Origin of the sequence: Beggiatoa leptomitoformis, assembly GCF_001305575.3 — a bacterium.
Lineage (GTDB): Bacteria > Pseudomonadota > Gammaproteobacteria > Beggiatoales > Beggiatoaceae > Beggiatoa > Beggiatoa leptomitoformis.
This window is the reverse complement of the sequence record NZ_CP012373.2, coordinates 2,016,839-2,041,921: the sequence shown is the minus strand read 5'-3', so window position 1 is coordinate 2,041,921 and position 25,083 is coordinate 2,016,839. Positions and strand designations below refer to the sequence as shown.

Here is a 25,083-nt window from a genome sequence, read left to right as displayed (position 1 = left end):
GCATTATGTTAATTGATTTTCTTAACCTTCCCACGCGGTCAAAAATTCTTGTAAATGTTTTTTCTGTGCATCTGCGCCTAGTGTTTCACGGACACGTTGCGTTTCCTTTTGATACTCGTCAGGTTTTAATTTTCCTCGTATTAACTCAAAACGTAAAAAAATCAAATATGTATTTAATACATCCGTTTCGCAATAATGGCGAATATCTTGAATACCGCCTGCTTGGTACACATCCCACACTTGGTCGCCACTCATCCCCATTTTGCCGGGAAACCCCAAAATTGTTGCAATTTCGTCTAAACGGGCAAAGGCTTTTGGTTGATACGCGGCCAACACATCCATTAAATCGGTATGTCTTTCATGAAAACGGCTTAAGTAGTTATTCCACCGAAAATCGCCATTCGTTTCCCAATAACGCGGGGCAGGAATACCATGTAGTAATGTTCGATAATGCAACACGGGTAAATCAAAGCCACTGCCATTCCAAGAAACCAATGTCGGTGTATATTCTTGTAATCCCGTATAAAACCGTTGAATCAATTCCTCTTCTGGTGCATTTGGTTCGCCTAATGACCAAACTTTAAAAATATCATGTCTATCATTTTTAATGCGTAATACGACAGAAATAGCAATAATTTTCTGCAAATGATGGCGTAATACTTCCGTTTGTCCGTCAGTTTCTTGTTTACGATAATGAAACATGACTTTTGCCACGTCTTTATCACTAAGTTGCGCCATTTCGGCGGGCGTTCCATATAAACGTCGACCACTGGCAACATCGGGAATGGTTTCAATATCAAACACAAAAATATTCATGGTGATAGTCCAATACACGGAAGAATTAAAAATTGTTTGATAGTGCCAAATAAATAAAATTATCTTTGTTGCGTTGGCACTACTGATTGTTGGTAGCGATAAAAGAGGCAGAATGAAAAAGTCTTCCTGCTTATTTAGCACTACTCTTTTTTTACCAAGCGTAACGCATTTAGTACAACGAGGAGTGAACTCAAAGACATCCCTAATGCAGCCAACCAAGGTGGAACAAAACCTAACGCCGCTGCGGGTAACGCCAGCACATTATAAGCGATTGCCCAAACAATATTTTGGCGGATAACGATTAAGGTTTTTTGCGCGGTTTGAATGCCGATATTTAAATTAGATAATTGTTCGGATAATAAAATCATATCTGCACTGGCTCGTGCGATTTGTGTACCGCTTCCCATCGCAATGGATACTTGAGCTTGGGCCAGCACAGGGGCATCATTTACACCGTCACCTATCATAACAACGACTGCACCTTGTGCTTGTAACGCTTTAACTTTAGATAATTTATCCGCTGGACTCAATTCTGCTGCGTAGTCTGTAATGCCAACTGCCAGCGCAACATTTTGTACAGCAGTGACATGGTCACCACTGAATAGATACAGTTGCTTGTGTTGTTTACGCAGTGCATCAATCAGCTCGCGCGCTCCTGCACGCAGTTCATCATCCAGTAAAAAAATGCAGTGAATTTGTTGTTTATCCGCAAAACAAACAAGAGTCTGCCCTGTTTTTTGTAGCGTGTTAAGGGTTGTCAGGGGAAGCGTTAGCGTTGTTTGGGTTTGAATAAAAGCAACTGTTCCAACAAAATAGGTTTTACCATTAATCTCACCTTGTAAACCCGCGCCCAGTTGATTGATAACCGCATTCGCACTTAATGGTGTATTTGTACAGGCGTTGTGTAAGGCTTTTGCGATGGGATGTTCGGAATACTTTTCTAAGGCGGTTGCGTATTGTAAACAGGTGCTGGTTGTCCAGTCGCTGATGTTATGTGTACTGTGTAACGTTAGTCGTCCAATGGTGAGTGTGCCTGTTTTGTCAAAAACGATATGTGTTGCCCGCGCGAGTGTTTCTAACGCATGACCGCGTGTGGTTAATAAACCAATACGGGTTAATGTGCTGGTTGCAGCCGTAATTGCGGTTGGTGTCGCCAGCGATAAAGCACAAGGACAGGTAACAACAAGGACAGATAAGGTAATTTCTAGCCAACGGCTGGGGTCAACTTGCCACCAGTAAAAGGCAACGATAACCGAGAGTAATAAGACACCACCCACGAACCATCCTGCGATTTGGTCGGCAAATTGGGTAATATTGGGTTTTTCAGTCTGTGCGCGTTCTAATAAGCGGAGTATGTGTGATAACACGGTATCAGCACCAATTTTGTCCACGCGCATTTGTAAAGGGCTTTCTATGTTGATAGTACCCGCAATAACAGTATCGCCGCTGTGTTTTTCTATTGGGCGACTTTCTCCTGTTAGTAATGATTCATCAATACTGGAATATCCCGCGATAACCTGCCCATCTGCTGGAATATTTTCTCCCGGACGAATCAATACGGTATCACCAATCGCTAAATCGGCAACTAAAACAAGTTCTTCATCCGTCCCTGTTGCATTGGTGATGAGGCGTGTTGCCATACTGGGAACAATACGAACTAAACTTTCTGACGCATGGGAACTTTTTTGGCGGGCAACCAATTCAAAATAGCGACCACTCAGGAGAAAAAACACAAACATGCTCACAGAATCATAGTAAACATGTTCAGTTCCTTGCACGATAGTTGTCCACACGCTACCAACAAAAGCGAGGAGTAAGCCTAACGCAACAGGCACATCCATACCAACGCGCCGTAAGGATAAATCTCGATAAGCATTATTAAAAAACGGCGTTGCGGCATACAACATAATGGGGATAGTCAATAATAAACTAATCCAATTAAATAAAATGCGGAATTCATCTTCCAATTGTGTACCAGACCATTCTGCTGCATAAACGGCGAGGGCAAACATCATAATCTGCATACTAAGAACCCCTGCAACCCCAATACGTCGCAGATAATAACGGCGTTCTTGCTCTAAAACGGCTTGTTGGCGGTCGGGGTCATAGGGATGAGCAAGATAACCTATACGTGTAACTGCTTGTAAAATATCGCTCAATTGAATTTTACGGCTATCCCAACGCACACGCGCTCGATGTGTTGTGTAATTGACACTCACTTCTAACACACCTGATAAACTGCGCAGATGGCGTTCATTTAGCCATACACAAGCAGCGCAAGTAATTCCTTCTAATATTAATGCCGCTTCATAAATATTCTCCCCTTCTTCTCGTACAAAGCGTTTTTGAATTTGTGGATTATCATAAACCGTCGTTTGCTGTAAAAAACTCGGGACGATTTCCCGTCCTGTTGGCGCGTTATCTGTACGATAATCATAAAAATCGGTTAAACCACTATCAACAATGGCTTGTGCAACTGCCTGACAGCCTGCACAACACATTAAATGGGTTTCATGATTGATACGAACGGGTAAATAAGTTTTTTCAGGAATGGGTAATCCGCAATGGTAACAATGGGTTTCTGACATCATGGGAGAGGATATTTAGTTGTGATTCAATAGACGGTTGAATATATTTATAGATTGGCTTTCATAGCCCTATTATGTATTTGAATGGTTTCTACCCGTAAGTGCAAGTTACCATAACATGGCAGAATACAAGAATTCGGGATGACTTCAAACTGTCTTAAGGTGAAGAAAAGATTTATGTGCGCAGATTGCCACAATAAAACACTTAATAGCTAATAAAAATAAGTAATTAAGCTAGAATGCTGGGACAGCTTAACTAAAAACAGATTAAGAGAAAAGCTATGTTATCCATATTACGCTTAATTAAAAGGGTCATTATCTTTGAAAAACATTGCTCTTGTCTTTAAATTCTCTGTATCTGAGCATCCTGATAAAAATAACCTTTAAAAACAGATGATATTGTTTTAAACAGTGGTGTCTGTGTTATTACAAACCGTCAAGTAATTTACACTCTGTAAGATTTTTTTATAAAAAAACAAAATTAGCTTGCATGTAAAAAGCAACAGGTCTATAATGGGTTCTTCTGGTGCGAGGTGGAGCAGTCTGGCAGCTCGTCGGGCTCATAACCCGAAGGTCGTAGGTTCAAATCCTGCCCTCGCTACCAATTTTTAACCCTTCTTAAATGTATTTTTCTGTTATTACACTCAAATAAATCCCCAATATTCTGTTCAAAAATAAGCCACTAACTTCCTGTTAGCTTGCTTTTTCTTGCGTCTGCAAATAATTCAGCTATTTTTCCATCCCGTAACAACATTAAAACCCATTTGAATCAGGACTAACCGCATTACTAATGTAGTAACACTATTAATCCTGACACAAACAAGTTTTAGTTTATTACTTATACAACAACAGGTTGTGTAAACTGTGCTTCAGTTTTCTTGACGGTTTTTTCTGCAATGCGCCGATAACGTCTATCAGTGGCTGATAAAAATCCCGCGAATGCCATGAATAACGCACCTAACCAAATCCAACGAATAAATGGCTTGTAATAAATCCGCACGCTCCACGCGCCACCACCTAATGGCTCACCCATTGACACGTAAATATCACGGAATAAACCCGCATCAATACCCGCTTCAGTCATTGGCATAGAACGGACTAGATAATTACGCTTTTCAGGATGTAACACAGCAACATCCTCTCCATCTTTCTGCACACGCACGGTTGCGCGCTCTGCCTTATAATTTGGACCATCAACCTGTTCGATTTTTTCAAAAATAAAATGATGCGCCGCAACATCTAATTCTACATTCGGTTCTAAACGAACATCCTGCTCCACACTATAAGCATTTGTTAGCGTAACCCCGACAACAAATACGGCAACCCCAAGATGTGCGATAGTCATGCCGTAAAAACCACGCGGTAAATCACGCAAGCCTTGCCAAACAGTTGGTTTATTTCTTATTTTTTCACGTATATCCTTAACCACTGTGAATAAAATCCAAAATGCAACCGCAAGACCGGGAAAAACGACTAAGCCTGCTTCACCCAAATAAAAAACAGGGACGGCAACACCTAACACAATACTCATCAACAATAAAAACCACAATTGCTTGATTACTCTGCGTGGATTATCACTTTTCCAATGGGTTAATGAACCAAATCCTAACAACAACATTAAGGGTGCGATAAGAAAGAAAAAGACTTTATCAAAATAAGGCGGGCCGACAGAAATTTTTCCTAAATTCAATGCGTCTAAAAAGAGTGGGTATAATGTTCCCAATAAAATACACGCGGCAGCAACTACAAGAAATACATTATTCAACAACAACAATGTTTCTTTAGAAAATAAATCAAAATGTCCACCTTTACCCATTTTTGGCGCACGCCATGCGTAAAGTAATAAAGAAATTCCAATTACCGTACCCAAAAAAGCAAGAATAAAAATCCCTCTTTCAGGGTCAGTCGCAAACGCATGAACCGACGTTAGCACACCTGAACGAACTAAAAACGTTCCTAATAAGCTAAGAGAAAAGGTAATAATAGCAAGCAATACCGTCCAGCTCTTAAAAGCACCGCGTTTTTCAGTAACTGCCAACGAATGAATTAATGCTGTCCCTACCAGCCAAGGCATAAAAGACGCATTCTCCACAGGGTCCCAAAACCACCAACCGCCCCACCCCAATTCGTAATATGCCCACCAACTACCCAACGCAATACCTACCGTTAAAAACATCCACGCAATCAGTGTCCAAGGGCGTGACCACCGCGTCCACGCACTGTCTAGCTGTCCACTCAGCAATGCTGCTATTGCAAAACTAAATGCAACGGAAAAACCAACGTAACCCATATACAACATGGGTGGATGGATAATTAAACCGGGGTCTTGTAATAACGGATTTAAATCGCGCCCATTAGCAGGCGCAACAGCCAAACGGTCAAATGGATTAGACGTAACAATTAGAAACAATAAAAACCCCGCGCTGATAAAACCCATAACACTCAACACCCGCGCAAGGGTTGCGATGGGTAAATGACGGCTAATAATGGCAACAGCTACCGTCCAAAATCCTAAGGTCATCACCCACAATAATAATGACCCCTCATGTCCACCCCACACGCTCACAATGCGATAAATAAGCGGTAATTGTGAATTAGAATTTTGTGCAACATAGCTAACGGAAAAATCATTTGTAATAAAAGCATAAGTTAAACAGCAATAGGCCAATAAAATAAACACCAATTGCCCCACCGCCGCAGGACGCGCCACCGCCATCCAGTTAGGAATATTGCGTGTTGCACCCACCAAAGGGAAAAACAATTGCACCATCGCCAAACACAAAGCGAGAATTAAAGCGAAATGACCAAGTTCTGGAATCATAAATAAACACAAGTAAAAGAAAAAAGAAGGAAAACCGCTTATTGCGGGGCTTTAGCTTTTTCTAACTGCGCGGCTTTAATCGCGCTAGCGGCTTCAGGCGGCATATATTTCTCATCATGCTTTGCCAACACCTCAGAGGCTTTAAACACCCCATCACTGGATAATTTACCAATTGCAACAACGCCTTGTCCTTCACGAAACAAATCAGGCAAAATCCCTGTATATTCAACCATCATGGTTTTTACCGTATCAGTTACTGTAAATTGCACGGTTAAACTATCCTTTGCCCGTTGCAAACTGCCTGTTGTGACCATGCCACCGATACGAATTGTTTTATCTGCGGGTGCTTTGCCTGCCAAAATTTCACTTGGCGTAAAGAAAAACAACATATTCTCACTAAAGGCACTCACCGCTAACCCAACCGTTGCGCCAACCCCAGCAATAATCAAAAATACAATAACAAGACGTTGCTTGTGTTTTTTTGTCATAGTGATAAAACTATTAGCCATTTTCTTTCCTTCTAGCTCGTCGCGCTAACGTTTGCAATAACTCACGCTTATGACTCAAGGGAATCAACAAATTAGCTCCTAAAATTAAAAAAGCCAATCCATAACTTGTCCAGACATAAAAGGCGTAACCGCCCATATTAAAAAAATCATTCATTGATTAATACCCGCTCTCTTATTCTTTAACAACCGATGGATTAGATGCCGTTGTCAACGTAACGGGTGTCAATAAGAGAGATTCCACCCATTTACTGTTTTTTTCACGTTCTAACACCTCATTGCGCGCTCGCATCAACAAAACCAATACAAAAAATAATTTAAATGCAATCGCCATAATCAACAAAGGAATCAACATACTAATATCAATATTGGATTTCATCTTTAAAATACTGATAGTTGAACCTTGATGCAAACTGTTCCACCAATCTACAGAAAACTTAATAATCGGTAAATTAACAGCACCAACAATGGCTAAGATACCACTTGCCCGTGCAGCGTTACGCTTATCCTCAATCGCAGAATTTAACGCAATAATTCCTAAATACAGAAAAAACATGATTAATGTAGAAGTGAGTCGTGCATCCCATGCCCACCACGTTCCCCACATAGGTTTTCCCCATAAAGACCCTGTTGCTAAAGCAAGTAAGGCGAAGGAAGCCCCAATCGGTGCTGCACATGCCGCCATAATATCCGCAAGTTTAATTTTCCAAATAATACCAATTGCGGCAGAAACGGCCATAAACGCATAAATAAACATACCCATCCATGCTGCAGGCACATGTACAAACATAATTCGATAACTATGTCCTTGTTGATAATCGACAGGTGCGACGATTAAGGCTTGATATAAACCAATCAGTAGTAGAACAGCGCAAGTCCAACCCACATAAGGAATCAAACGACCTGCAAAACTGTAGAAATAAGGCGGAGAGGAAAGTTTATGTAAAAATGCCCACATAGCGTATAGGTAATGAGTGAGAAACCAATTTGATTTGAAAGGAGAGTATAGATGATAGTGCTTAAAACGGACTGAAGAACATAACTTAATTAGTTAAGACAGTACAGCATTTAAATAAAATTTAATCAGAATCTTCTTTTTAGGGTAAATTTCTCGCAAACCCATATCCAAGTAAACAATGCAAAATGGGCAATTATTAAATCATTGATTAAAATAATTACCAATCCAGAAAAGACAAACCTACCCCCAGAAGTAGGCTTATTACGTCTTGTTTGATACCATTGATATTTACACACCATAATGAAGAATATTAATAACATAGGATTGATTAACCTAAATATTTTAGGAATGAGCAGGTTTTGTCCTCATTATAGTAATATGGTAGTTGAAAGGTCTAATATCTGGGTAGGGAATAAATCGAGGATTAAAAACGTTGAACAATCTTTTGAGAATGCAAATGCGAAACTAAAATTGTGTTCTATCACACTAATGATTAAATGAATGGTTTTCTTTTAAAGACTTCAAATAGGTTCTATAAAATTAAGAGTATTTAATTTTGGCAAATGAATTTAAGCAGTTAAGTTTTGAATATCGTATCGAATCCAACGTCGTACGTGTGTATAAAGTTATTGATTTGTTTGCGGGTATTGGTGGCATTCGGACAGGTTTTCAACAAGCATTTAAAGAATATGCACAGTTCGTGTTTTCTTCAGAAATCGATAAGTTTTCAGCACAAAGCTATCAAGCAAATTATGGTGAATCACCTGTGGGCGATATTACCCTAATTAATGAAACTGAAATTCCTCAATTTGATGTTTTACTTGCAGGTTTTCCCTGTCAGCCATTTTCTCATGCAGGACTGAAAAAAGGTTTTGAAGATGTACGCGGCACTTTGTTTTTTGACATTGTCCGTATTGTGAAGCATCACCAGCCAAAAGTGGTATTTTTGGAGAATGTGAAAGGCTTTAAAAATCACGATAAAGGCAATACTTTTCGCGTCGTTAAAAATACATTAAATGAGTTAGGTTACATAGTTTATGCTGAAGTTTTAAATGCTAAAGATTTTGGTGTTCCTCAAAATCGCGAGCGGATTTATATTATTGGTTTTCGAGAGCCATTGGATTTTGAATTTCCCACTCCGCCAAAATGCAAAGTCAAATTAGGCGATATTTTGGAAGCTAATGTTGATGAAAAATATACACTTTCAGATAAGTTATGGGATGGGCATCAGCGGCGTAAACTAGAACATTTACAAAAGGGTAACGGTTTTGGGTATTCTTTATTTGATGCGAATTCTGCATATACCAGCACTATTTCTGCGCGCTATTATAAAGATGGTTCGGAAATTTTGATTGCTCAACAAGGTAAAAATCCCCGTAAGTTAACACCCCGTGAGGCTTGTCGCCTACAGGGGTTTCCTGAAGATTTTATGATTGTGGTAAGTGATACGCAAGCGTATCGGCAGTTTGGCAACAGTGTTTGTGTGCCTGTAATTCGCGCTTTGGCGGAGGCTATTTTTAATGTCCTATTACAAAAGGTAAAATGAACATGACGATACAGAAAATCAAAATTCTTGATAAAAAATTTGATATTAGAGCCTGTCATCAAATAAGAAGGGTTAAAGGTTCAAGCCAAAAGAATCAAGGTAGAAGCCAAATAAACCCCACTTAAGAAATTCCTAGCGCGTTTATCATATCGTGTAGCTATGGCGCGGTATTGCTTTAATTTACCGAAGAAATGCTCGATTAAATAACGTGCCTTATAAAGGACTTTATCATAATCAGGTGGATTTAAACGATTTTTCCTGAACGGAATCACAGGTTCTATGCTTTTCTGTTTTAAAACATCTCTAACCCGTTCATCAGCATCATAAGCCTTATCAGCCAATAAAGCGTTTGCCTTTATCTGAGGAATAAGAGCATCAGCCCCTTCAAGGTCGCTTGCCTGTCCCGCAGTCAAAAAAAAAGGGTCGGATTGCCCAGTGCGTCAACAACGGAGTTAATCTTGGTACTTAAACCCCCTGCGCTACGTCCAATGGCTTCATCTGCACCACCACCACTACTATGTTGATGCGCTCTAACTATTGTGCTGTCTATCATGGCATATTCATTATCGGCATCGGCACTTAGTATCTTGAAAACACGTTCCCAGACACCTTTTTTAGACCAACGACTGAAGCGGGTATGGACGACACGGAAATCACCAAAGCGTTCGGGGAGGTCGCGCCAAGGAATGCCACTGCGATAACGGAATAGAACGGCATCAATAAACAAGCGGTTATCTTTAGCCGTCATCCCGACATGTCCTTTACGTCCAGGGAGTAGCGGTTCTAGTTTTGACCATTGTTCATCGGTTAAGGCATAGCGACGACTCATTGTTTTATCCTTGGCGATATCTGGGTATATACCTATAATATAACACTTTTTACTATTTGATGACACGCTCTAGGCTTTATGCAATTAAAGATTTACTATTGAGCGAAGCCAAATTAAAAATAATTACCATTGCTGAACGGCTTGCCAGCTTACCGCCACTTTCTCTTGAATATGATAAATTATCAGTGATGACACCGTATTCAGCGCGGGTTAATGGTGCATTATTAGCGTTGGTGTTTTTTGAAAAATTGATAGCAGGTCAATCTGACTTTATGTCTCAAGAAGTTGAAGATTTTTTAAAATCTTTATCAATATCGGCAATGAGCTTAGTAGCTAAAGGCGTTGAACCTAATCAGATATTTATGCTGATGTTTAATGAAAGCATAAATCAATCGATTATTTCCAACTCAGGCTCAAACTATGAAGATCGTATTTTATCCGTCTTAACTGGAAATATGGGACTTAGAAAAGAAGATATTGAGTGCAATGTGCATGATACAACCGATGCAAGTACTGAATATGATTTTCGGTTTAAATTACGGGATAAGAGAAGCTATGGCATTGGTGCGAAAAGAACTTTGCGTGAACGCTATAAACAATTTATAAAAACAGCCCATGCCAGTGATATTAACGTGATGATTACAATTACTATCGGATTAGATTTAACAGAAGATAAAGCAGTGACCATTCGAGAAAATGGGGTGTATATCTTTGTGGCTGATGAAGTTTACAGTGATCGTGGCTACTTACGAGAGCAGGAGGGTATTTTCCCAACAAGTGAATTAACGGAAACAACATTGTTAGGTTTAACCTAAGAAGAACGAATAATAGATACCACCATGTGAAGTGATGTCATTCATGCCATATTACAAAGCATCATTTTTGGTAAATTCCGTGCATAACGCATCTAAAGATGAACGATTAAACCACGATTAACGCATTCAATAAGGCTAATCGCTCGGGTGTACCAATATCTAGCCATTTTCCGTGATAGTGTTCGCCACTTACTTGTTGATTTTTCATTGCTTCTAATAGTAATGGAACAATAGAAAATTTACCCGCCGTACAATTTTTAAATAATATAGGGTGATAATAAGCAATTCCGCTGAATGTTAAACGGGGTTCTCCTTGTGGGGAAACGGTGGCATTTTCTAAATAAAAATCACCTGATGGATGTTGGATAGGATTATCAACTAATACTAAATGTGCTAATCCTTGCAAATGAAAATGGTGAAATCGTGCAAATGGATAGTCACACCATATATCACCATTAACTACCAAAAAAGGTGCATTCCCTAGTAATGGTAAGGCTTGATAAATTCCGCCCCCTGTTTCTAGTGCTTGGGTTTCGCGGGAGTAGAAAAATGTTGCGCCATAATGTGAACCATCACCCAATGTTTGTTCTATTTTTTCACCTAGCCACGCATGATTAATAATAATCTCTGTAAATCCAGCATTAACCAATCGTTCAATATGATGTTCAATTAATGCTTTACCGCCTGCCTGTAATAAAGGTTTAGGACAGGTATCAGTGAGAGGGCGCATCCGCTCCCCACGCCCTGCCGCAAGTATCATGGCACGTATCATTTTGTTTAATTTAGTAGGTGAGTAAAAAAGTAGTTGTGTTCTAAAATTAATTGGATTATTAGAAGCTTAATCTTTTGTCTTTCCTTTTTAAAGCCGTTATTAAGCCTGATTCAGACAGGTAATAAAGTATCTGCCAAGTTTAAAAAATTTAGTTAATGTTATCAGGATTACATAAAGTTTATGGATGGACACTAAAGGATAAAATGTAAATTTATGAAAAAACTCATTGTATTATAATGTTTCATAAGCTATAAATTTTCTTAATTTATTAGGTATTTTTATAACTAAAAATTAATCCCTAGTCTGAAAAAGCTATGTTATATTAACCATCAATACCTCAACATCAGTATTAATTACTGTTAATACTTCATTATCATCAAATGCTTTGCAGCCTGTGCAAAGTTGATATAGAGGGGGAATTATCGTTTTCTCCCTTTCTTTTTCCGATTTGCTAACCCTTGTTTTATGCCTCACTGGCAGATTTTGTATGCTAATCGTTGCGTTGACAACGACTAAGGTTTTAACCTTATACAAAAATTAGACAACCCGTTTAATAATACTAGTCAAATAGAATAGTTAGTTTGTATAAAACTTATACGACTGTGTGAAACTGATTGTTTGATTCACTTGACATAATAATACCTGAGTGTTACACTGGGTTTAAATCTGTACAAAAGCGTTGAAGATACCATCCTCATGATTTTCGCGCTCTGTCAACAGAATGCCAAGCATATCTCACAACGCTTATGAGGGGAGGTTTACCATGACATCTCAGACATTAACGCTTAATTTGCAACTTGCTGTTCCCGGTCAAAGCATTGAAGGTTATGCGCAGGCTATTAGAGCAATTCCAATGTTAACCAGTGATGAAGAGAAAGCACTGGCTGTTCGCTTGCGGAGTGAAGAAGACCTTGAAGCGGCTCGGGTATTGGTAATGTCGCATTTGCGTTTTGTGATGCACATTGCACATAGCTATCGTGGCTATGGCTTACCGCAAGCGGATTTAATTCAAGAAGGCAATATTGGCTTGATGAAAGCCGTTAAACGCTTTGACCCGACGGTTGGCGTGCGTTTGGTTTCTTTTGCAGTCCATTGGATTCGTGCAGAAATTCATGAGTATATTTTGCGTAACTGGCGAATTGTTAAGGTCGCTACAACCAAGTCACAACGTAAGTTGTTTTTTAACTTAAGAAGTGCAAAAAAGCATTTAGGTTGGTTAACGAATGCTGAAGTAGAGTCGGTTGCAAAAGATTTGGGTGTCAGCACTAAAGATGTGCTGGAAATGGAAACCCGTTTGACAATGCACGATATGGCGTTTGACGCGCCAAATGATGCCGATGAAGAAAATGAAATGCTTGCACCAGCGGCATATTTAGAAGACATTCGTTACGATCCCGCAACCATGATTGAGCAGGCGGAGTGGGATGCGCATGGGAATAAACAGCTTAAACAGGCTTTAGATCAACTGGATTTGCGTAGCCAAGATATTTTACAGAAGCGTTGGTTAGGCGACGAGAAAGCAACATTGCAAGAGTTGGCTGAACAGTACAATGTTTCTGCGGAACGTATTCGGCAAATTGAAAATAATGCAATGAAAAAATTGAAGAAGAATTTACTAACCGCAATATAATTGTAATTAACGGGCTGATTTTTTGCGGTATTTGCTGGATAAATGGGAAATATATTGATTTGTCCCTATTTTGGTCTGAGGGCTTTTGTTTAGACAGTTTTGTTTTGTGTGTTTAAATAAAATGCGGTAGCATGGGTGTGACCAGTACCCAAGCTACCTAACTACATGCAGACTGGGTAGGAGCAATCCATCATGTAGCTATTTCCTATAAGGCAATTAGAGTGCCAAGTTTTTTGTTCATCGTGGTTAGTTATTTTTAGATTGAAAAATTTTTTCTATATCAGGTTATTATAAATAGTCCGTGTATTTTTGTATAAAAAAACCCCTTGCGCTGATATTCAGTTCAAGGGGTTTTGTGTTTGTTCTACAGTATTGTTAGTAAATCTGACGATAATTCGGTTTTATTTGGTTTTATGATGACACTTTATTAAATCTTGCCTGACCAAAACCTCGACAATATTGTCATTTAAACAACGCTTCTCCTGAAAATCCTTCTTTTTCCAGAATTTCCCGCAATCGTTTTAAGGCTTCCAGTTGAATTTGTCTTACTCTTTCGCGGGTGATACCGATTTCTGCACCGACTTGTTCAAGTGTCGCAACTTCATCACCATCTAAACCAAATCGACGTTCAACAACCCGTCTTTGTTTCTCGTTGAGTTGTGATAACCACAATTCAATGTGTTTTAACATGTCCGCATCTTGTAATAATACCGATGGGTCGGGGTTTTGTTCGTCAGGAATAGTGTCAAGCAATGATTTTTCAGAGTCATTTGCCCGTGGCGTGTCAACTGAGGTAATCCGCTCGTTTAAACCTAACATCCGTTTTACATCTTCAATCGGACGGTCTAGCTCTTGAGCAACATCTTCAGGCGTGGGTTCGCGATCAAGTTTTTGTGACAATTGACGTGCGGCACGCAAGTAAATATTTAGCTCTTTTACGACATGAATGGGTAAACGAATGGTGCGTGTTTGGTTCATCAACGCGCGGTCTATCGTTTGTTTAATCCACCATGTTGCGTAGGTTGAAAAGCGAAACCCACGTTCGGGGTCAAATTTTTCTACGGCACGAATCAGACCTAAATTGCCTTCTTCAATCAAATCTAAAAGAGCAAGCCCACGATTCATATAACGCCGCGCAATTTTTACGACTAGGCGTAAATTTGCCACAATCATCATGCGCCGTGCATCCATATCGCCTTTTTGAGCGCGCCGTGCATAATCAACTTCTTGTTGTGGTGTTAAAAGTGCGGAAAAACCAATTTCATTTAAATAAATACGGGTTGCATCACGATCACCATCCACAACATCGTGAACAGGGGCTACAACCCCTGCTTCTATTTCTTCCGTGACGGGTTCGTCAACATCTGCGACATCATCACCTTCAAGGATGTCCGTATCATCTAATACAATAGGGTCGTCATCCATATCTGCCTCATCATTAATTGATGTGTTAGTTTGATCCTATAATGGGGGCAGATATAGCAAAGGATCAACTGCTTTTGTACGGCATCTGATTTCAAAATGTAACGCGGCAATGCCGTTACTATCTGTTCCCATTTCGGCTATCGCTTGTCCTGACGCAACTTGTGTGCCTTCGCGAACGAGTAAACGGCGATTATCAGCATAGACGCTATAATAAGCATTATTGTGTTGTAGAATGATTAGATTACGATAACCATTTGTTCCTGTTCCACTATAAACAACTTTACCCGCAGCGGCAGCACGGACAGATTGTCCTTGTTGACTAGCTATCTTAATTCCCCGCCGTCCTTCAGGTGAAACACTGGCAGAAACACGCCCATTGGTTGGCCATATCCATTGTACAGGAGGGAAACAACTATCTGATGTTGTTGGTTTAACTGTCACTTCAGGTTCTTGTTGATAACCTCTATATACCTGACGTAAAGGTTGTTTTTGCGTTGTATTCGTCGCAGGTGTGGAATAGGTTGGCGTTGGGGCTGTATAGCTGGGGGTAGGGGTGGTGGTGCGACTGGGCGCGGGTGTTACAACAACAGGGGTGGTTTTGCTGGGGGTGGTGGGCTGTTGTGTGGTTGCAATACGAATAACTTGTCCAACTTGTAGGGCTTTAGAAACACTAAAACCGTTTAAACGGGCAATGGCATTTGCTGTTGTATTGTATTGACGAGCAATGGCATACAGCGTATCACCCTTTTTAACGACATAAGTGATTTGTGAAGCAGCCGCACTGAATTCTGTATTATCATCAGCGGTGGGTTTGTCTATATTACGGGGTAAAAACAGGCTGTTACTACAGGCACTGCTGAGAAGAATGCTAGCGAATAAAGCAAGGTGACGAACGGCAAACATGGTGTACAACTTCTTGGCTGGGGTCAGTTAAAAATAGACTTGTTCATGACTGAACAAGTCTATTTACAGTGACTAATTGGGCGGGATAATCATTAAACGTTGTCCTGGATAGACCGTATAAGGACTACCAATGCCATTCCATAATGCAAGTTCTTGTCTGGTCAACCCATAGCGTTCTGCAATACTACCCAGCGTTTCTCCTTGCGCAACCACATGATAACTATATGCTTGTGAGAAGTTACGGCTATTGTTAGTAACACTTTGCGTTTTAAGCGTACTGCTTGTATTGCCTGTATAAGATTGGCTTGTCATATCCCCTGTGTAACTGCTTGCAGCTGGGGGAGAAACAATTAAACGTTGACCTAACATAATGTTATAGGGTGGTGCAATATTATTCCATGCGGCAACATCCAACGGCGTAAACCCGTAACGGGTTGCAATATTGTATAGCGTATCACCTTTAGCAACTGTATGATATTGTTCGGTACTACGGCTATAACTGCGGGTTGCTACGCTTGCTTTTGTCACGGCACCCCCTGTGCCAACGGTTAGCTGTTGCCCGACAGATAACGTGTATGGTTGAGGAATATTATTCCAACTCGCCACTTGTTGCACAGAAGCACCATAGCGTTTAGAAATGCTATAAAGTGTTTCACCTGCTTGTACAACATGGGTATTTTCAGATGTTGCATAATTACGACTACTGCTAACGGGAACAGCGGCTGTTGTACTACCTGTTGTCCCTGCGGGAGATAAATTTAACTGTTGCCCAACAGAAATCGCATAGGGGGCAGGAATATTATTCCACGCAGCTATGTTACGAAAATCCACATTATACAAACGTGCGATACCGTATAAACTTTCTCCACGCTGTACGACATGCACATTACCACTGCTAACACTTGGATAGTTATTATAATCAGGTGTTGTTGGTTGCGGTTGTGGCGTAGGTACTGATTTTACAGGCGCAGTTACCGCGCCACTATCATAACTAGGACTACTACTCCCATTAATAATTAATTGCTGCCCTACAGACAAGTTATAGGGTGGAACAATACCATTACTACTTGCGATTGCACGCCAATCCATATTGTAGCGTCGAGCAATTGCATACAAACTGTCGCCAGCAACAACCGTATAATAAGAGCCATCAGCAGGAGGGGACTCGTTACCATTATCTGGGATAGTTATATCAGTCGGATATTCTCCTGAATACCCGCCATTATCTGTATCTGTTGGGGTTGGTTCGGTGGTTTCAACGGTAGAACAGCCACTGATAAAAGCGGTCATTACTAAACCTAAAACTGTCCATCGCCTTGCAGAGATTAGCGTTCTATACATTGTGAGATAAACTCCAAGCTGTTTTTAAACATACTACAGCTAACAAAAGCGCGTTTTTGAAAACAAGGGGTCAAGCCATTCCATTTCTGTTATCGCCAGAAATGGTAAACAGCCCATTTAAGATAAACGCTATTTAACCCATTGTGAGAAAAAAGTTAAGTTTTATTTTGACATAAAGAACTTATTTAAATCAACTTATAAACCTTTAGTATTTAGTCTGTTGAAAATAAAATGAATTACTCATTAGTAACAACATCATCATGTACTAATTTCTTCATTTCATTCTCAATCCACTCTTCAGCCTGTGTATTAATAACCTTAGCAGTTTTCCCTTCAGTCTTAATTAATGTTCCAATACTCACTTGAATAACACCGGGATATTTTAAAAACCCCTGTCGTCGCCAAAAAACACCCGCATTATGCGCAATTGGTAACACAGAAAAACCACTTTTCTCCGCCAATAATGCGCCACTGACGGTATAACGTCCACGTTCGTTTGGTGCAACCCGCGTGCCTTCAGGAAAAATAATTACAGAAATTCCATTCGCCAACCGCTTACGCCCTTGGTCAATAATCTGTTCTAAAGAACGGCGCACATTTGTCCGTTCAATGGCAATCGGACGCATTGTTGCTAACCCCCAACCAAACAATGGAATCCACAATAATTCCTTTTTTAAAACCCACACCTGCATAAATGGTAATATTTTTGCATAAGCAATTGTTTCCCAAGCAGATTGATGTTTGCTCAATACAATGACAGGCTTATCTTTAGGAATATTTTCTAAGCCTTTCACTTCATAAGTCAAATGACAAGTTTTATCCAACCACCATAAAAAAAAGTGCGCAAAGTGCGTCATAATTTGATAGCGAACAGGGTAACGCACCAAGGCGAGTGGCAACGATAAAGGCATAAATACCATCAATGCCGCCACGATACCCAGATAAAAAGCAATAGAACGTCCATAAAGAACGAAGGTAGAAGGGGTTAAATCATTACGCATGTTTTTCACTCAAGAGGTCATCCACAACACTAGCGAGGTTTTCATATACGGCAACATCGCCAAATCCATTTAGTTCTTGTAAGGTTTTTTCACCCTTGCCCGTTAAAACCAGCAAAGGTTTTGCGCCACAGGTAATGGCCGCTTGTAAATCACGTAAAGAATCACCAACAGCAGGCACGCCCGTTAAGGAAATACCCAACCGTTCTGCCAAATTATGAAATAAGCCCGCACGGGGTTTACGACATTGACAATCGTCTTGCAAGTTATGCGGACAGAAAAAAATTGCCTCAATGTTACCGCCAACCTCGCTCAACTGTTGATACATCTTATTATGAATCGCGTTCAAATCATCTAACGTAAATAAACCACGCGCCACACCCGACTGATTGGTAATCACAACCACGCGATAACCCGCCTGATTTAGTCGCGCAATCGCAGCTAAACTCCCCGGTATTGCGTGCCATTCATCTGGCGATTTAATATACTCATTGGAATCGTGATTAATGACCCCGTCACGGTCTAAAATGACTAATTTCATGGGGTAAGACTACTTTATTAAGTAAAGAGAAAGAGAATTTGCTACTTGCGCAATCAGGGACGCATTAAGCCGCCCCTATCATCTTGTCATATCATCCCTGTAAGCGAGAAATATCCGCGATTTGTAAAAATAATGCTCGTAATGTTTGCAATAAAGCCAAACGGTTACGTCGGACTTTTTCATCATCAATCATCACCATCACCTTATCAAAAAAGCTATCTACAACATCCCGTAAATTGGCGAGTTGTTGCAAACTTGATTGATAATCACCCTGTACTAACAAGGGTTTAATTATCTCGGCAGTGTGCGTTAATTGGTTATATAAAACCCGTTCTGCCTCTTCAGTAAAATGGGTAAAAACAGGGTGGCTGGGTAAAGGTTCTTCCACCTTTTTCAAAATATTATGGATACGCTTATTCGCTGCCGCTAAACTTTCCGCTGCGGGCAATTGTTGAAAGGCTTCTACCGCACGAATACGTCTATCAGCGTCTAAAGGCGATTCTGGCTGACAGCTTAACACCGCTTCAATACTATTATTATTAATCCCTTGTTCCTGATAATAACCACGCAAACGGTCTAACATAAATTCAAACACTTGTTCGCTGGTTGTGTTAGCCGTCAGTTCTGTGGGATAGGCTTTAACCGTTTCTTGTAATAACACGCGAATGTTTAAGGGTAACGCACATTCAATCACAATACGTAAAATACCCAAAGTTGCACGGCGCAAACCAAACGGGTCTTTATCCCCTGTTGGACTTTGTCCTATGCCAAAAATACCTACTAAAGTATCTAATTTATCTGCAATTGCTAGGGCTTGACCGATAGGCGTTTGGGGTAAATTATCCCCCCAAAAACGCGGCATATATTGCTCACGCAAGGCAATTGCTACCGCATCGGCTTCATTATCATGCCGTGCGTAATAATCACCCATAATTCCCTGTAATTCTGGAAATTCATTGACCATGCTGGTCATTAAATCGCATTTACTTAACTGTGCGGCGCGTTGCGCGTGTTTGGGGTCTGCACCCAACTGTTTGGCAATAATCCCCGCGACAATTGCAACCCGTTGCGATTTATCAAATAAACTGCCTAATTTATCCTGAAAAGTGACGGTTTTCAGTCGCTCTTGACGGTCGGCTAATGGGCTTAATTTATCCTGATTCCAGAAAAACATTGCATCGCTTAAACGTGGACGAATAACCCGTTCATTACCCTCTTTAATCACATTAGGATTTTTGCTTTGAATATTGGCTAAGGTAATGAAATAAGGTAATAATTGACCTTGTGCATCAATGACATGAAAGTATTTTTGATTGCCTTTAATCGTCGCAATTAGGGCTTCAGGCGGTACAGCGAGGAATTCTTTTTCAAATTCGCCCGTGATAGGGAAAGGATTTTCAACAATACTGGTCACTTCATCTAATAACGCGGGGTCTATAACCGCTGTTCCGCCTAATCCTTCAGCCGCCTCTTCTACCAGAATTTTTACCCGTTGTTGACGGATAGAAAAGGTCGGAATGACAAAACCATCGGACTCTAATTTTTTCGCGTACTCATCTGCATGATGGATTGTAATCGCATCGGGATGATGGAAACGGTGTCCGCGTGAGGTGTTACCACTTTTTACGCCTAAAATTTCCGTTTCAATAACTTGACTACCTAATAAAATCAATACCCAATGAATAGGACGAACAAAAGCAAAATCTGAGTTTCCCCAACGCATCCGTTTTGCAATCGGGAGTGCATTTAACGCATTGTGAATAATATTATTTAATAGCTCAGTCGTTGCTTGTCCTTTCTGCAAGGTTCGATAAACTAACCACGCACCTTTGTCAGTTTCTAATTTTTCTAAATCGGCAAAACTTACCCCGCAAGAACGGGCAAAACCTTCGGCGGCTTTGCTTGGTTTGCCCTCTTTATCGTATGCAGCAGTCAGTGCAGGTCCGCGCTTTTCTATGGGAATATCAGGCTGTTGTACGGCAACCCCTTTGACTAATACCGCTAGGCGGCGCGGTGTTGCATAAGGATTTGCCATATTATATTGAATATGCTGGGTTTCTAACCCTTCACAAATACCTGATAAAAAGGCTTCTGATAAATTCTTAAGGCTTTTGGGGGGTAACTCTTCCGTCCCGATTTCTATTAATAAATCCTGTGTTGCAGACATTGCACTGATTCCATGAATGACGTGGCTGAATACGGTACATAAAGCTTTGTTGATGCACCCAACGAACTATTCTTATGCAGTTACCTTGTTTTGACACATAGGAAAACCCAGCATTTCCCTACTGTTATAGTAGGCTTGTGCGACAGCACGGGCGAGTGTGCGGACACGTAAAATAAAGCGTTGGCGTTCTGTTACTGAAATTGCTTTACGGGCATCCAATAAATTAAACGTGTGTGAGGCTTTTAACGCCATTTCGTATGCAGGCAAAGGTAAACCTAACTCGATTAATTTCGTGCTTTCGCGTTCGTATAAGTCAAAGTTTTTAAATAAATCGGCAATAGGCGCGTGTTCAAAGTTATAAGCGGACATTTCCACTTCATTTTGATGAAATACATCGCCATACGTAACCCGTCCTAACTTACCATCTGCCCACACCAAGTCATAAACGCTGTTTACGCCCTGCAAATACATGGCAATCCGTTCTAATCCATAGGTAATTTCGCCCGTCACAGGTTTACACTCTAATCCACCCACTTGTTGAAAATAAGTAAATTGTGTGACTTCCATGCCGTTTAACCATACTTCCCACCCCAAGCCCCACGCGCCTAAGGTTGGCGATTCCCAATTATCTTCAACAAAACGAATATCATATTCAAGTGGGTCTATGCCCAACATTTGCAACGAATCTAAATAAAGTTCTTGAATATTTAATGGGGACGGTTTTATAACAACTTGATATTGATAATAGTGTTGTAAGCGATTAGGATTTTCTCCATAACGACCATCCGCAGGACGGCGGGAGGGTTGTACATACGCCGCGCTCCAAGGTTCAGGGCCAATAGAACGTAAAAAGGTTGCGGGGTGAAAAGTTCCCGCGCCGACTTCCATATCATAAGGTTGTTGAATCACACAACCTTGTTTAGCCCAATATTCTTGTAATCTAAGGATTAAATCTTGAAAAGTGCTAGGTGATGACACGACTTTTTCCCTACGGTTTTGCTTGCTGTTTTAGTGGGTGATTTATGCAAAATATTCTCATTATAACGACTAACAAACCGCTTGGGTATGTTGAAATAAACTAGCGAACGGTGACGTATTGTCTAACCCCTTTGCAAAGGGGACGATTGTCGGGTGCATTAGCATTATTGCGTAACGCACCTTGTAAAAAACCGCACCTAATACACCTTGTTGAAACAAGTCTTACAAGCATTCTATAGGTTATAAATACCATCGTTTCAAGCGGTGTTATCAGGTTGCGTAATTTAAAAATGCAGATAATTCAGTTTTATAGCGTAGGTTAAAACGCCCTTCTTTCCCGTACAATGCGCACGCCTTCCCATGCGGGTAATTCTCCTGCTTCACGGGCTAAAACGATTCGTAAATACCAATATAAACGCAAGACAATTTCACGCCCAAATAATTGTTCAGGTTTATTCTTTTTAAAAAAACGTTGCCATCCTTTAGGGGCTAGTTTGTTCTCTAATAAATCGTATCCACGCCATGTATATTCGGCTAAGTGTAAACAATATTGTCGCCATGCTTGACGCACCGCAAGCGGGTTTTTGGCAGCTACACAGTGTAATAAATCCGCAATTAATACCCCTACCCGCTGTTGTTCTGGGTCAGTTACAGCTTGCATGGCGAGTAATAATTGTTTGGCTTGTCCAAGTAAATTAGCAGGAAGCGGGTTATAAAACTCGTGTTCTAGTTGTGTATGTTTGTCATGAATTTCTTTAGAATCTAAGCGTTGGCTGCGTGCTTGAATGAGTATTTCAGGCGAGTTGGAATGACGAACTTTATCAAAAATAAATTCTAATACACTGGCTAGTTTGGGTAATCTTGCAAGTTCTAACGCACTGCTGGGTAATTCTGCATATTCTAATGCTAAGGCTAGCGCGCTTAAAACAGGGTGTTCCGCAGGTTCAGACAGACTGTAGTGACGCGGCTCTCTGGAGGTTGTGCTTGCCTTAGAACGGGCGCGGGATAGGTCTATATCGTGTGATAAAGCAAAGCATTCTTCACGAATACGTCCGAATGTTAAATCTATCGGTAACGCTGAGAGGCGTTGTAATCGTTGTAGGAGTGCTTGTTCATTAGTTTCGCTATCCCACTGTAATCTATATTCGCTGTTGTATTTGCACCATGTTGCAAGTCCTGTGTTTAATGCAGGATGACTGCGTGCTTCTGTTGGGGTTGGTAGGCGATAGGCAACACCGCCCCCGCGTTTATTGGTCAGCCAGAGACAAAAGGCTTCCGCATCCTTGCCTTGCATCCCCGTTATGGATTGTTGTGCTTGTCCGCGAATAAAACTGAGCTGTTGCCAATGGTCGGGCTGGTGGAATTTTCCTTGTGAGCGGGTATCGTCTAAAAACAATTGATATTCTGCATAACTGATAAACTGTAAATCAATTTCTATATCATCATCAATTCGTTGTAATGTGTTGAGTCGTTGGCTCATGCGCACTTCTGCCGCCAGCTCCCGTTGCTCTATCGTATCCGCTTCTAAATTACTTAAGACTTTTTCAACCACTGCATTACGTAATTCTTCTTCTAATTCTCGGGCTTCTTCTAAACAGTGTGCGGCTAAGGTCATTGCAGCCAGCGAACTATTTTCTAAACAAGCTTTTACAACAGGTGTTGCATCCCCCTGTGCGGCATATAAACGCAAGGTTTCTTGCCACCAACTGCGATATACCAAGCCTTCCCATTTAATACTGTCTTTGCGTTCTAATAAATAAGCAGATGCTAAATATTCCTGAAACGTTAAATGCGCAAAATGCCAAGAATTCAACTCTTTTTCTAAGACTAGTCCACTACTTTCTTGAATATCCCGTAAAAAATTCCCCATTGCTTCATCGGTGAGTCCTACTCGTTTTAAGGGCTTATTAATAACCTCTAACGCATCTTGGGAACTAATATCACGAATATTTTTATTCATCATATAGGCGGCCAGCGGTTGTAAGGCAACTCTTTTTTGTGCAGCGGTTAAATTATCATGAATACCAATAGATTGTCGCCAATGTCCCAGAAAAACATCACAAATTTCTGCATATAGCTCTACTCGCCGTCCGGGTAGTTGTCCACGATAACGATGTACCATAGCAATCATCGTCAACAATAAAGGATTAACGGTTAACGCACTCAGGGCAGGAATTTTGTGCAAACGGGTTAATAAATCCTCAGCTTCTTGGCGGGCTTTTTGTTTTACCCCCATGTCTTCTTTACCAAAGCTGATAACTTCATTTGCCAAATACCACGCATGAACAAAGGCGCGTACTTGTTCCATATTAAAGGGTTGCACTTCTAAAATATTTGCCTGTTGCAATGGCGCGCTTCTATACCCGTGTGGGCGAGCCGTGATAATAAAATGACAGCGTGGATAACTATCAATCTGTGCGTCCACCCACTGAGCAATTTTTATCCGTTGTGTCACATCGCCAACCTCGTCTAAGCCGTCAAACAATACAAGACATAGCCCCATTTGAAGTTGACGTGCAAACCAATCTTCAGGTGGTTTTAACTCGGGATACTTTTTAGGATGGCTAAAATGTTTGTAGGCTAACTCGGCTAACGTTGGTGAGGTGTCCACAGAAAACGGTTTTGCAGGGTCAATCGCTTCTTGCAAAATATCTTCAACATGATTACGAAACGCGAGGAAAAGCGGAATTTTTCGTGATAACCGATAACGGTGTTGACGATGATGCGCCAATACCAATGCAATATGTTGTAATAAAGTAGTTTTTCCACAACCGGGTGAGCCTAACACCGCTAACACCAAACGGTTGCGCTGTTTATCACCGTGTTGGAGAAAATCCCAAATAGACCGATTGCCTGCTAACGCTTTGTCAGACAATGGATTAACGTTTGCCTGATTAGGATTAGAAGAAGGTGCAATCCGTAACTCGACAAATACTTTGTCCAACTCAAGCGTAAATGTTCCCATCACCCGTAAGCCACGTACATTAAACACCCGATGTTTATACAAAATATCGCGACAATAACGCATCTCAAAACTAAAATGGGCAAATAATTTCGTTGATAAACCAAACAAGCTATCAAAGGCTTTATCAAATAAACCTGAAAAACGTTCTTCTAACTTCTTACGAATTAGAACCATAAGGACTAGAAATAAGGTTAATAATGCGTAAAAAGGTTTGTCGACAAACCATTCTAATGTTTTCTGTATGGTTTCTACTAAACCGCTGGCTTTTTCCTCCCAACCATCCGTTGTTGCGGTTGCAAACACCGTGTTGATATAGAAATTACAACCTAATAACAAGATAAATAAAGTTTTCTTTAAGAGAGTAACCATAATTGTTTATAGGATTAGTGAGTTTGCAGGGGTATGTCAGGAAGTATAAGGCGGGGAAGAAGCGAAGGGAATTATTCTATCTACATCAGAACTCACCAACATGCAGAATCTTCAG

19 protein-coding genes and 1 tRNA gene are annotated in these 25,083 nt (G+C 40.6%); 4 read left to right on the top strand and 16 right to left on the bottom strand.

The window, feature by feature from the left end; genetic code table 11:
* Window positions 1-21 precede the first annotated feature (21 nt).
* Window positions 22-816, bottom strand: coding sequence for a 3'-5' exonuclease (locus AL038_RS08570; RefSeq protein WP_062151772.1), 795 nt, complete (start codon window positions 814-816; stop codon window positions 22-24).
* 140 nt (window positions 817-956) lie between these two features.
* Window positions 957-3,407, bottom strand: coding sequence for a heavy metal translocating P-type ATPase (locus AL038_RS08565; protein ID WP_066246112.1), 2,451 nt, complete (start codon window positions 3,405-3,407; stop codon window positions 957-959).
* A 524-nt stretch (window positions 3,408-3,931) separates the two neighbouring features.
* Between AL038_RS08565 and AL038_RS08560 the strand changes: the two genes are divergently transcribed.
* Window positions 3,932-4,008: transfer RNA gene (locus tag AL038_RS08560), tRNA-Met, on the top strand.
* 234 nt (window positions 4,009-4,242) lie between these two features.
* On the opposite strand, the gene AL038_RS08555 is transcribed toward AL038_RS08560, so the two are convergent.
* Genes AL038_RS08555 through AL038_RS08540 form a run of 4 tightly spaced genes read right to left on the bottom strand, consistent with a single transcriptional unit; the run spans window position 4,243 to window position 7,779 of the window.
* A complete protein-coding gene (locus AL038_RS08555) occupies window positions 4,243-6,225 on the bottom strand; it encodes a heme lyase CcmF/NrfE family subunit (RefSeq protein WP_062151766.1) in 1,983 nt (660 codons plus the stop codon).
* 38 nt (window positions 6,226-6,263) lie between these two features.
* Entirely contained in the window at window positions 6,264-6,734 is a 471-nt protein-coding gene (ccmE, locus tag AL038_RS08550) for a cytochrome c maturation protein CcmE (RefSeq protein WP_101539213.1), read from the bottom strand.
* Window positions 6,727-6,888, bottom strand: a complete 162-nt coding sequence (gene ccmD / locus AL038_RS08545; protein ID WP_062151763.1) for a heme exporter protein CcmD — start codon at window positions 6,886-6,888, stop codon at window positions 6,727-6,729. Before ccmD ends, ccmE begins: the two co-directional genes overlap by 8 nt.
* A gap of 18 nt (window positions 6,889-6,906) precedes the next feature.
* Window positions 6,907-7,779, bottom strand: coding sequence for a heme ABC transporter permease (locus AL038_RS08540; RefSeq protein ID WP_272898051.1), 873 nt, complete (start codon window positions 7,777-7,779; stop codon window positions 6,907-6,909).
* A gap of 466 nt (window positions 7,780-8,245) precedes the next feature.
* On the opposite strand from AL038_RS08540, the gene AL038_RS08535 reads away from it, so the two are divergent.
* Complete coding sequence (locus AL038_RS08535) at window positions 8,246-9,235, top strand: DNA cytosine methyltransferase (RefSeq protein ID WP_083991474.1); 990 nt, start codon at window positions 8,246-8,248, stop codon at window positions 9,233-9,235.
* Between the two features lie 80 nt (window positions 9,236-9,315).
* Here the strand turns inward: AL038_RS08535 and AL038_RS08530 are convergent.
* A protein-coding gene (locus tag AL038_RS08530) for an IS5 family transposase (protein WP_201800087.1) occupies window positions 9,316-10,064 on the bottom strand; the annotation gives its coding sequence in 2 pieces (ribosomal slippage) (window positions 9,316-9,650 and window positions 9,650-10,064; 750 coding nt in all).
* 98 nt (window positions 10,065-10,162) lie between these two features.
* On the opposite strand from AL038_RS08530, the gene AL038_RS08525 reads away from it, so the two are divergent.
* The gene (locus AL038_RS08525) at window positions 10,163-10,879 is read left to right on the top strand and encodes a hypothetical protein (protein ID WP_145917078.1); all 717 of its coding nucleotides are present in this window, start codon (window positions 10,163-10,165) and stop codon (window positions 10,877-10,879) included.
* A gap of 106 nt (window positions 10,880-10,985) precedes the next feature.
* On the opposite strand, the gene murU is transcribed toward AL038_RS08525, so the two are convergent.
* Window positions 10,986-11,639, bottom strand: coding sequence for an N-acetylmuramate alpha-1-phosphate uridylyltransferase MurU (murU, locus tag AL038_RS08520; protein WP_201800146.1), 654 nt, complete (start codon window positions 11,637-11,639; stop codon window positions 10,986-10,988).
* Window positions 11,640-12,414: 775 nt separating this feature from the next.
* Between murU and rpoH the strand changes: the two genes are divergently transcribed.
* A complete protein-coding gene (gene rpoH / locus AL038_RS08515; RefSeq protein WP_062151756.1) occupies window positions 12,415-13,281 on the top strand; it encodes an RNA polymerase sigma factor RpoH in 867 nt (288 codons plus the stop codon).
* 462 nt (window positions 13,282-13,743) lie between these two features.
* Here rpoH and rpoS read toward each other — a convergent pair whose 3' ends face one another.
* The 8 genes from rpoS to AL038_RS08475 form a co-directional block, all read right to left on the bottom strand.
* Window positions 13,744-14,706 (bottom strand): RNA polymerase sigma factor RpoS, encoded by a 963-nt coding sequence (rpoS, locus tag AL038_RS08510; protein ID WP_101539214.1) that lies wholly within the window; start codon window positions 14,704-14,706, stop codon window positions 13,744-13,746.
* 36 nt (window positions 14,707-14,742) lie between these two features.
* Window positions 14,743-15,609, bottom strand: a complete 867-nt coding sequence (locus AL038_RS08505; RefSeq protein WP_062151753.1) for a peptidoglycan DD-metalloendopeptidase family protein — start codon at window positions 15,607-15,609, stop codon at window positions 14,743-14,745.
* Window positions 15,610-15,681: 72 nt separating this feature from the next.
* The gene (locus tag AL038_RS08500; RefSeq protein WP_083991473.1) at window positions 15,682-16,950 is read right to left on the bottom strand and encodes a LysM peptidoglycan-binding domain-containing protein; all 1,269 of its coding nucleotides are present in this window, start codon (window positions 16,948-16,950) and stop codon (window positions 15,682-15,684) included.
* 236 nt (window positions 16,951-17,186) lie between these two features.
* Complete coding sequence (locus tag AL038_RS08495) at window positions 17,187-17,951, bottom strand: lysophospholipid acyltransferase family protein (RefSeq protein ID WP_062151749.1); 765 nt, start codon at window positions 17,949-17,951, stop codon at window positions 17,187-17,189.
* The gene (gene gmhB, locus AL038_RS08490) at window positions 17,944-18,489 is read right to left on the bottom strand and encodes a D-glycero-beta-D-manno-heptose 1,7-bisphosphate 7-phosphatase (RefSeq protein ID WP_062151746.1); all 546 of its coding nucleotides are present in this window, start codon (window positions 18,487-18,489) and stop codon (window positions 17,944-17,946) included. Before gmhB ends, AL038_RS08495 begins: the two co-directional genes overlap by 8 nt.
* 91 nt (window positions 18,490-18,580) lie before the next feature.
* Window positions 18,581-20,656, bottom strand: coding sequence for a glycine--tRNA ligase subunit beta (gene glyS, locus AL038_RS08485; protein ID WP_062151743.1), 2,076 nt, complete (start codon window positions 20,654-20,656; stop codon window positions 18,581-18,583).
* Window positions 20,657-20,728: 72 nt separating this feature from the next.
* The gene (glyQ, locus tag AL038_RS08480) at window positions 20,729-21,634 is read right to left on the bottom strand and encodes a glycine--tRNA ligase subunit alpha (RefSeq protein WP_062151740.1); all 906 of its coding nucleotides are present in this window, start codon (window positions 21,632-21,634) and stop codon (window positions 20,729-20,731) included.
* A gap of 319 nt (window positions 21,635-21,953) precedes the next feature.
* Window positions 21,954-24,968 carry an NACHT domain-containing protein gene (locus AL038_RS08475; RefSeq protein WP_062151737.1) on the bottom strand — a complete coding sequence of 1,005 codons (3,015 nt, stop codon included), beginning with the start codon at window positions 24,966-24,968 and terminating at the stop codon, window positions 21,954-21,956.
* Window positions 24,969-25,083: the final 115 nt, after the last annotated feature.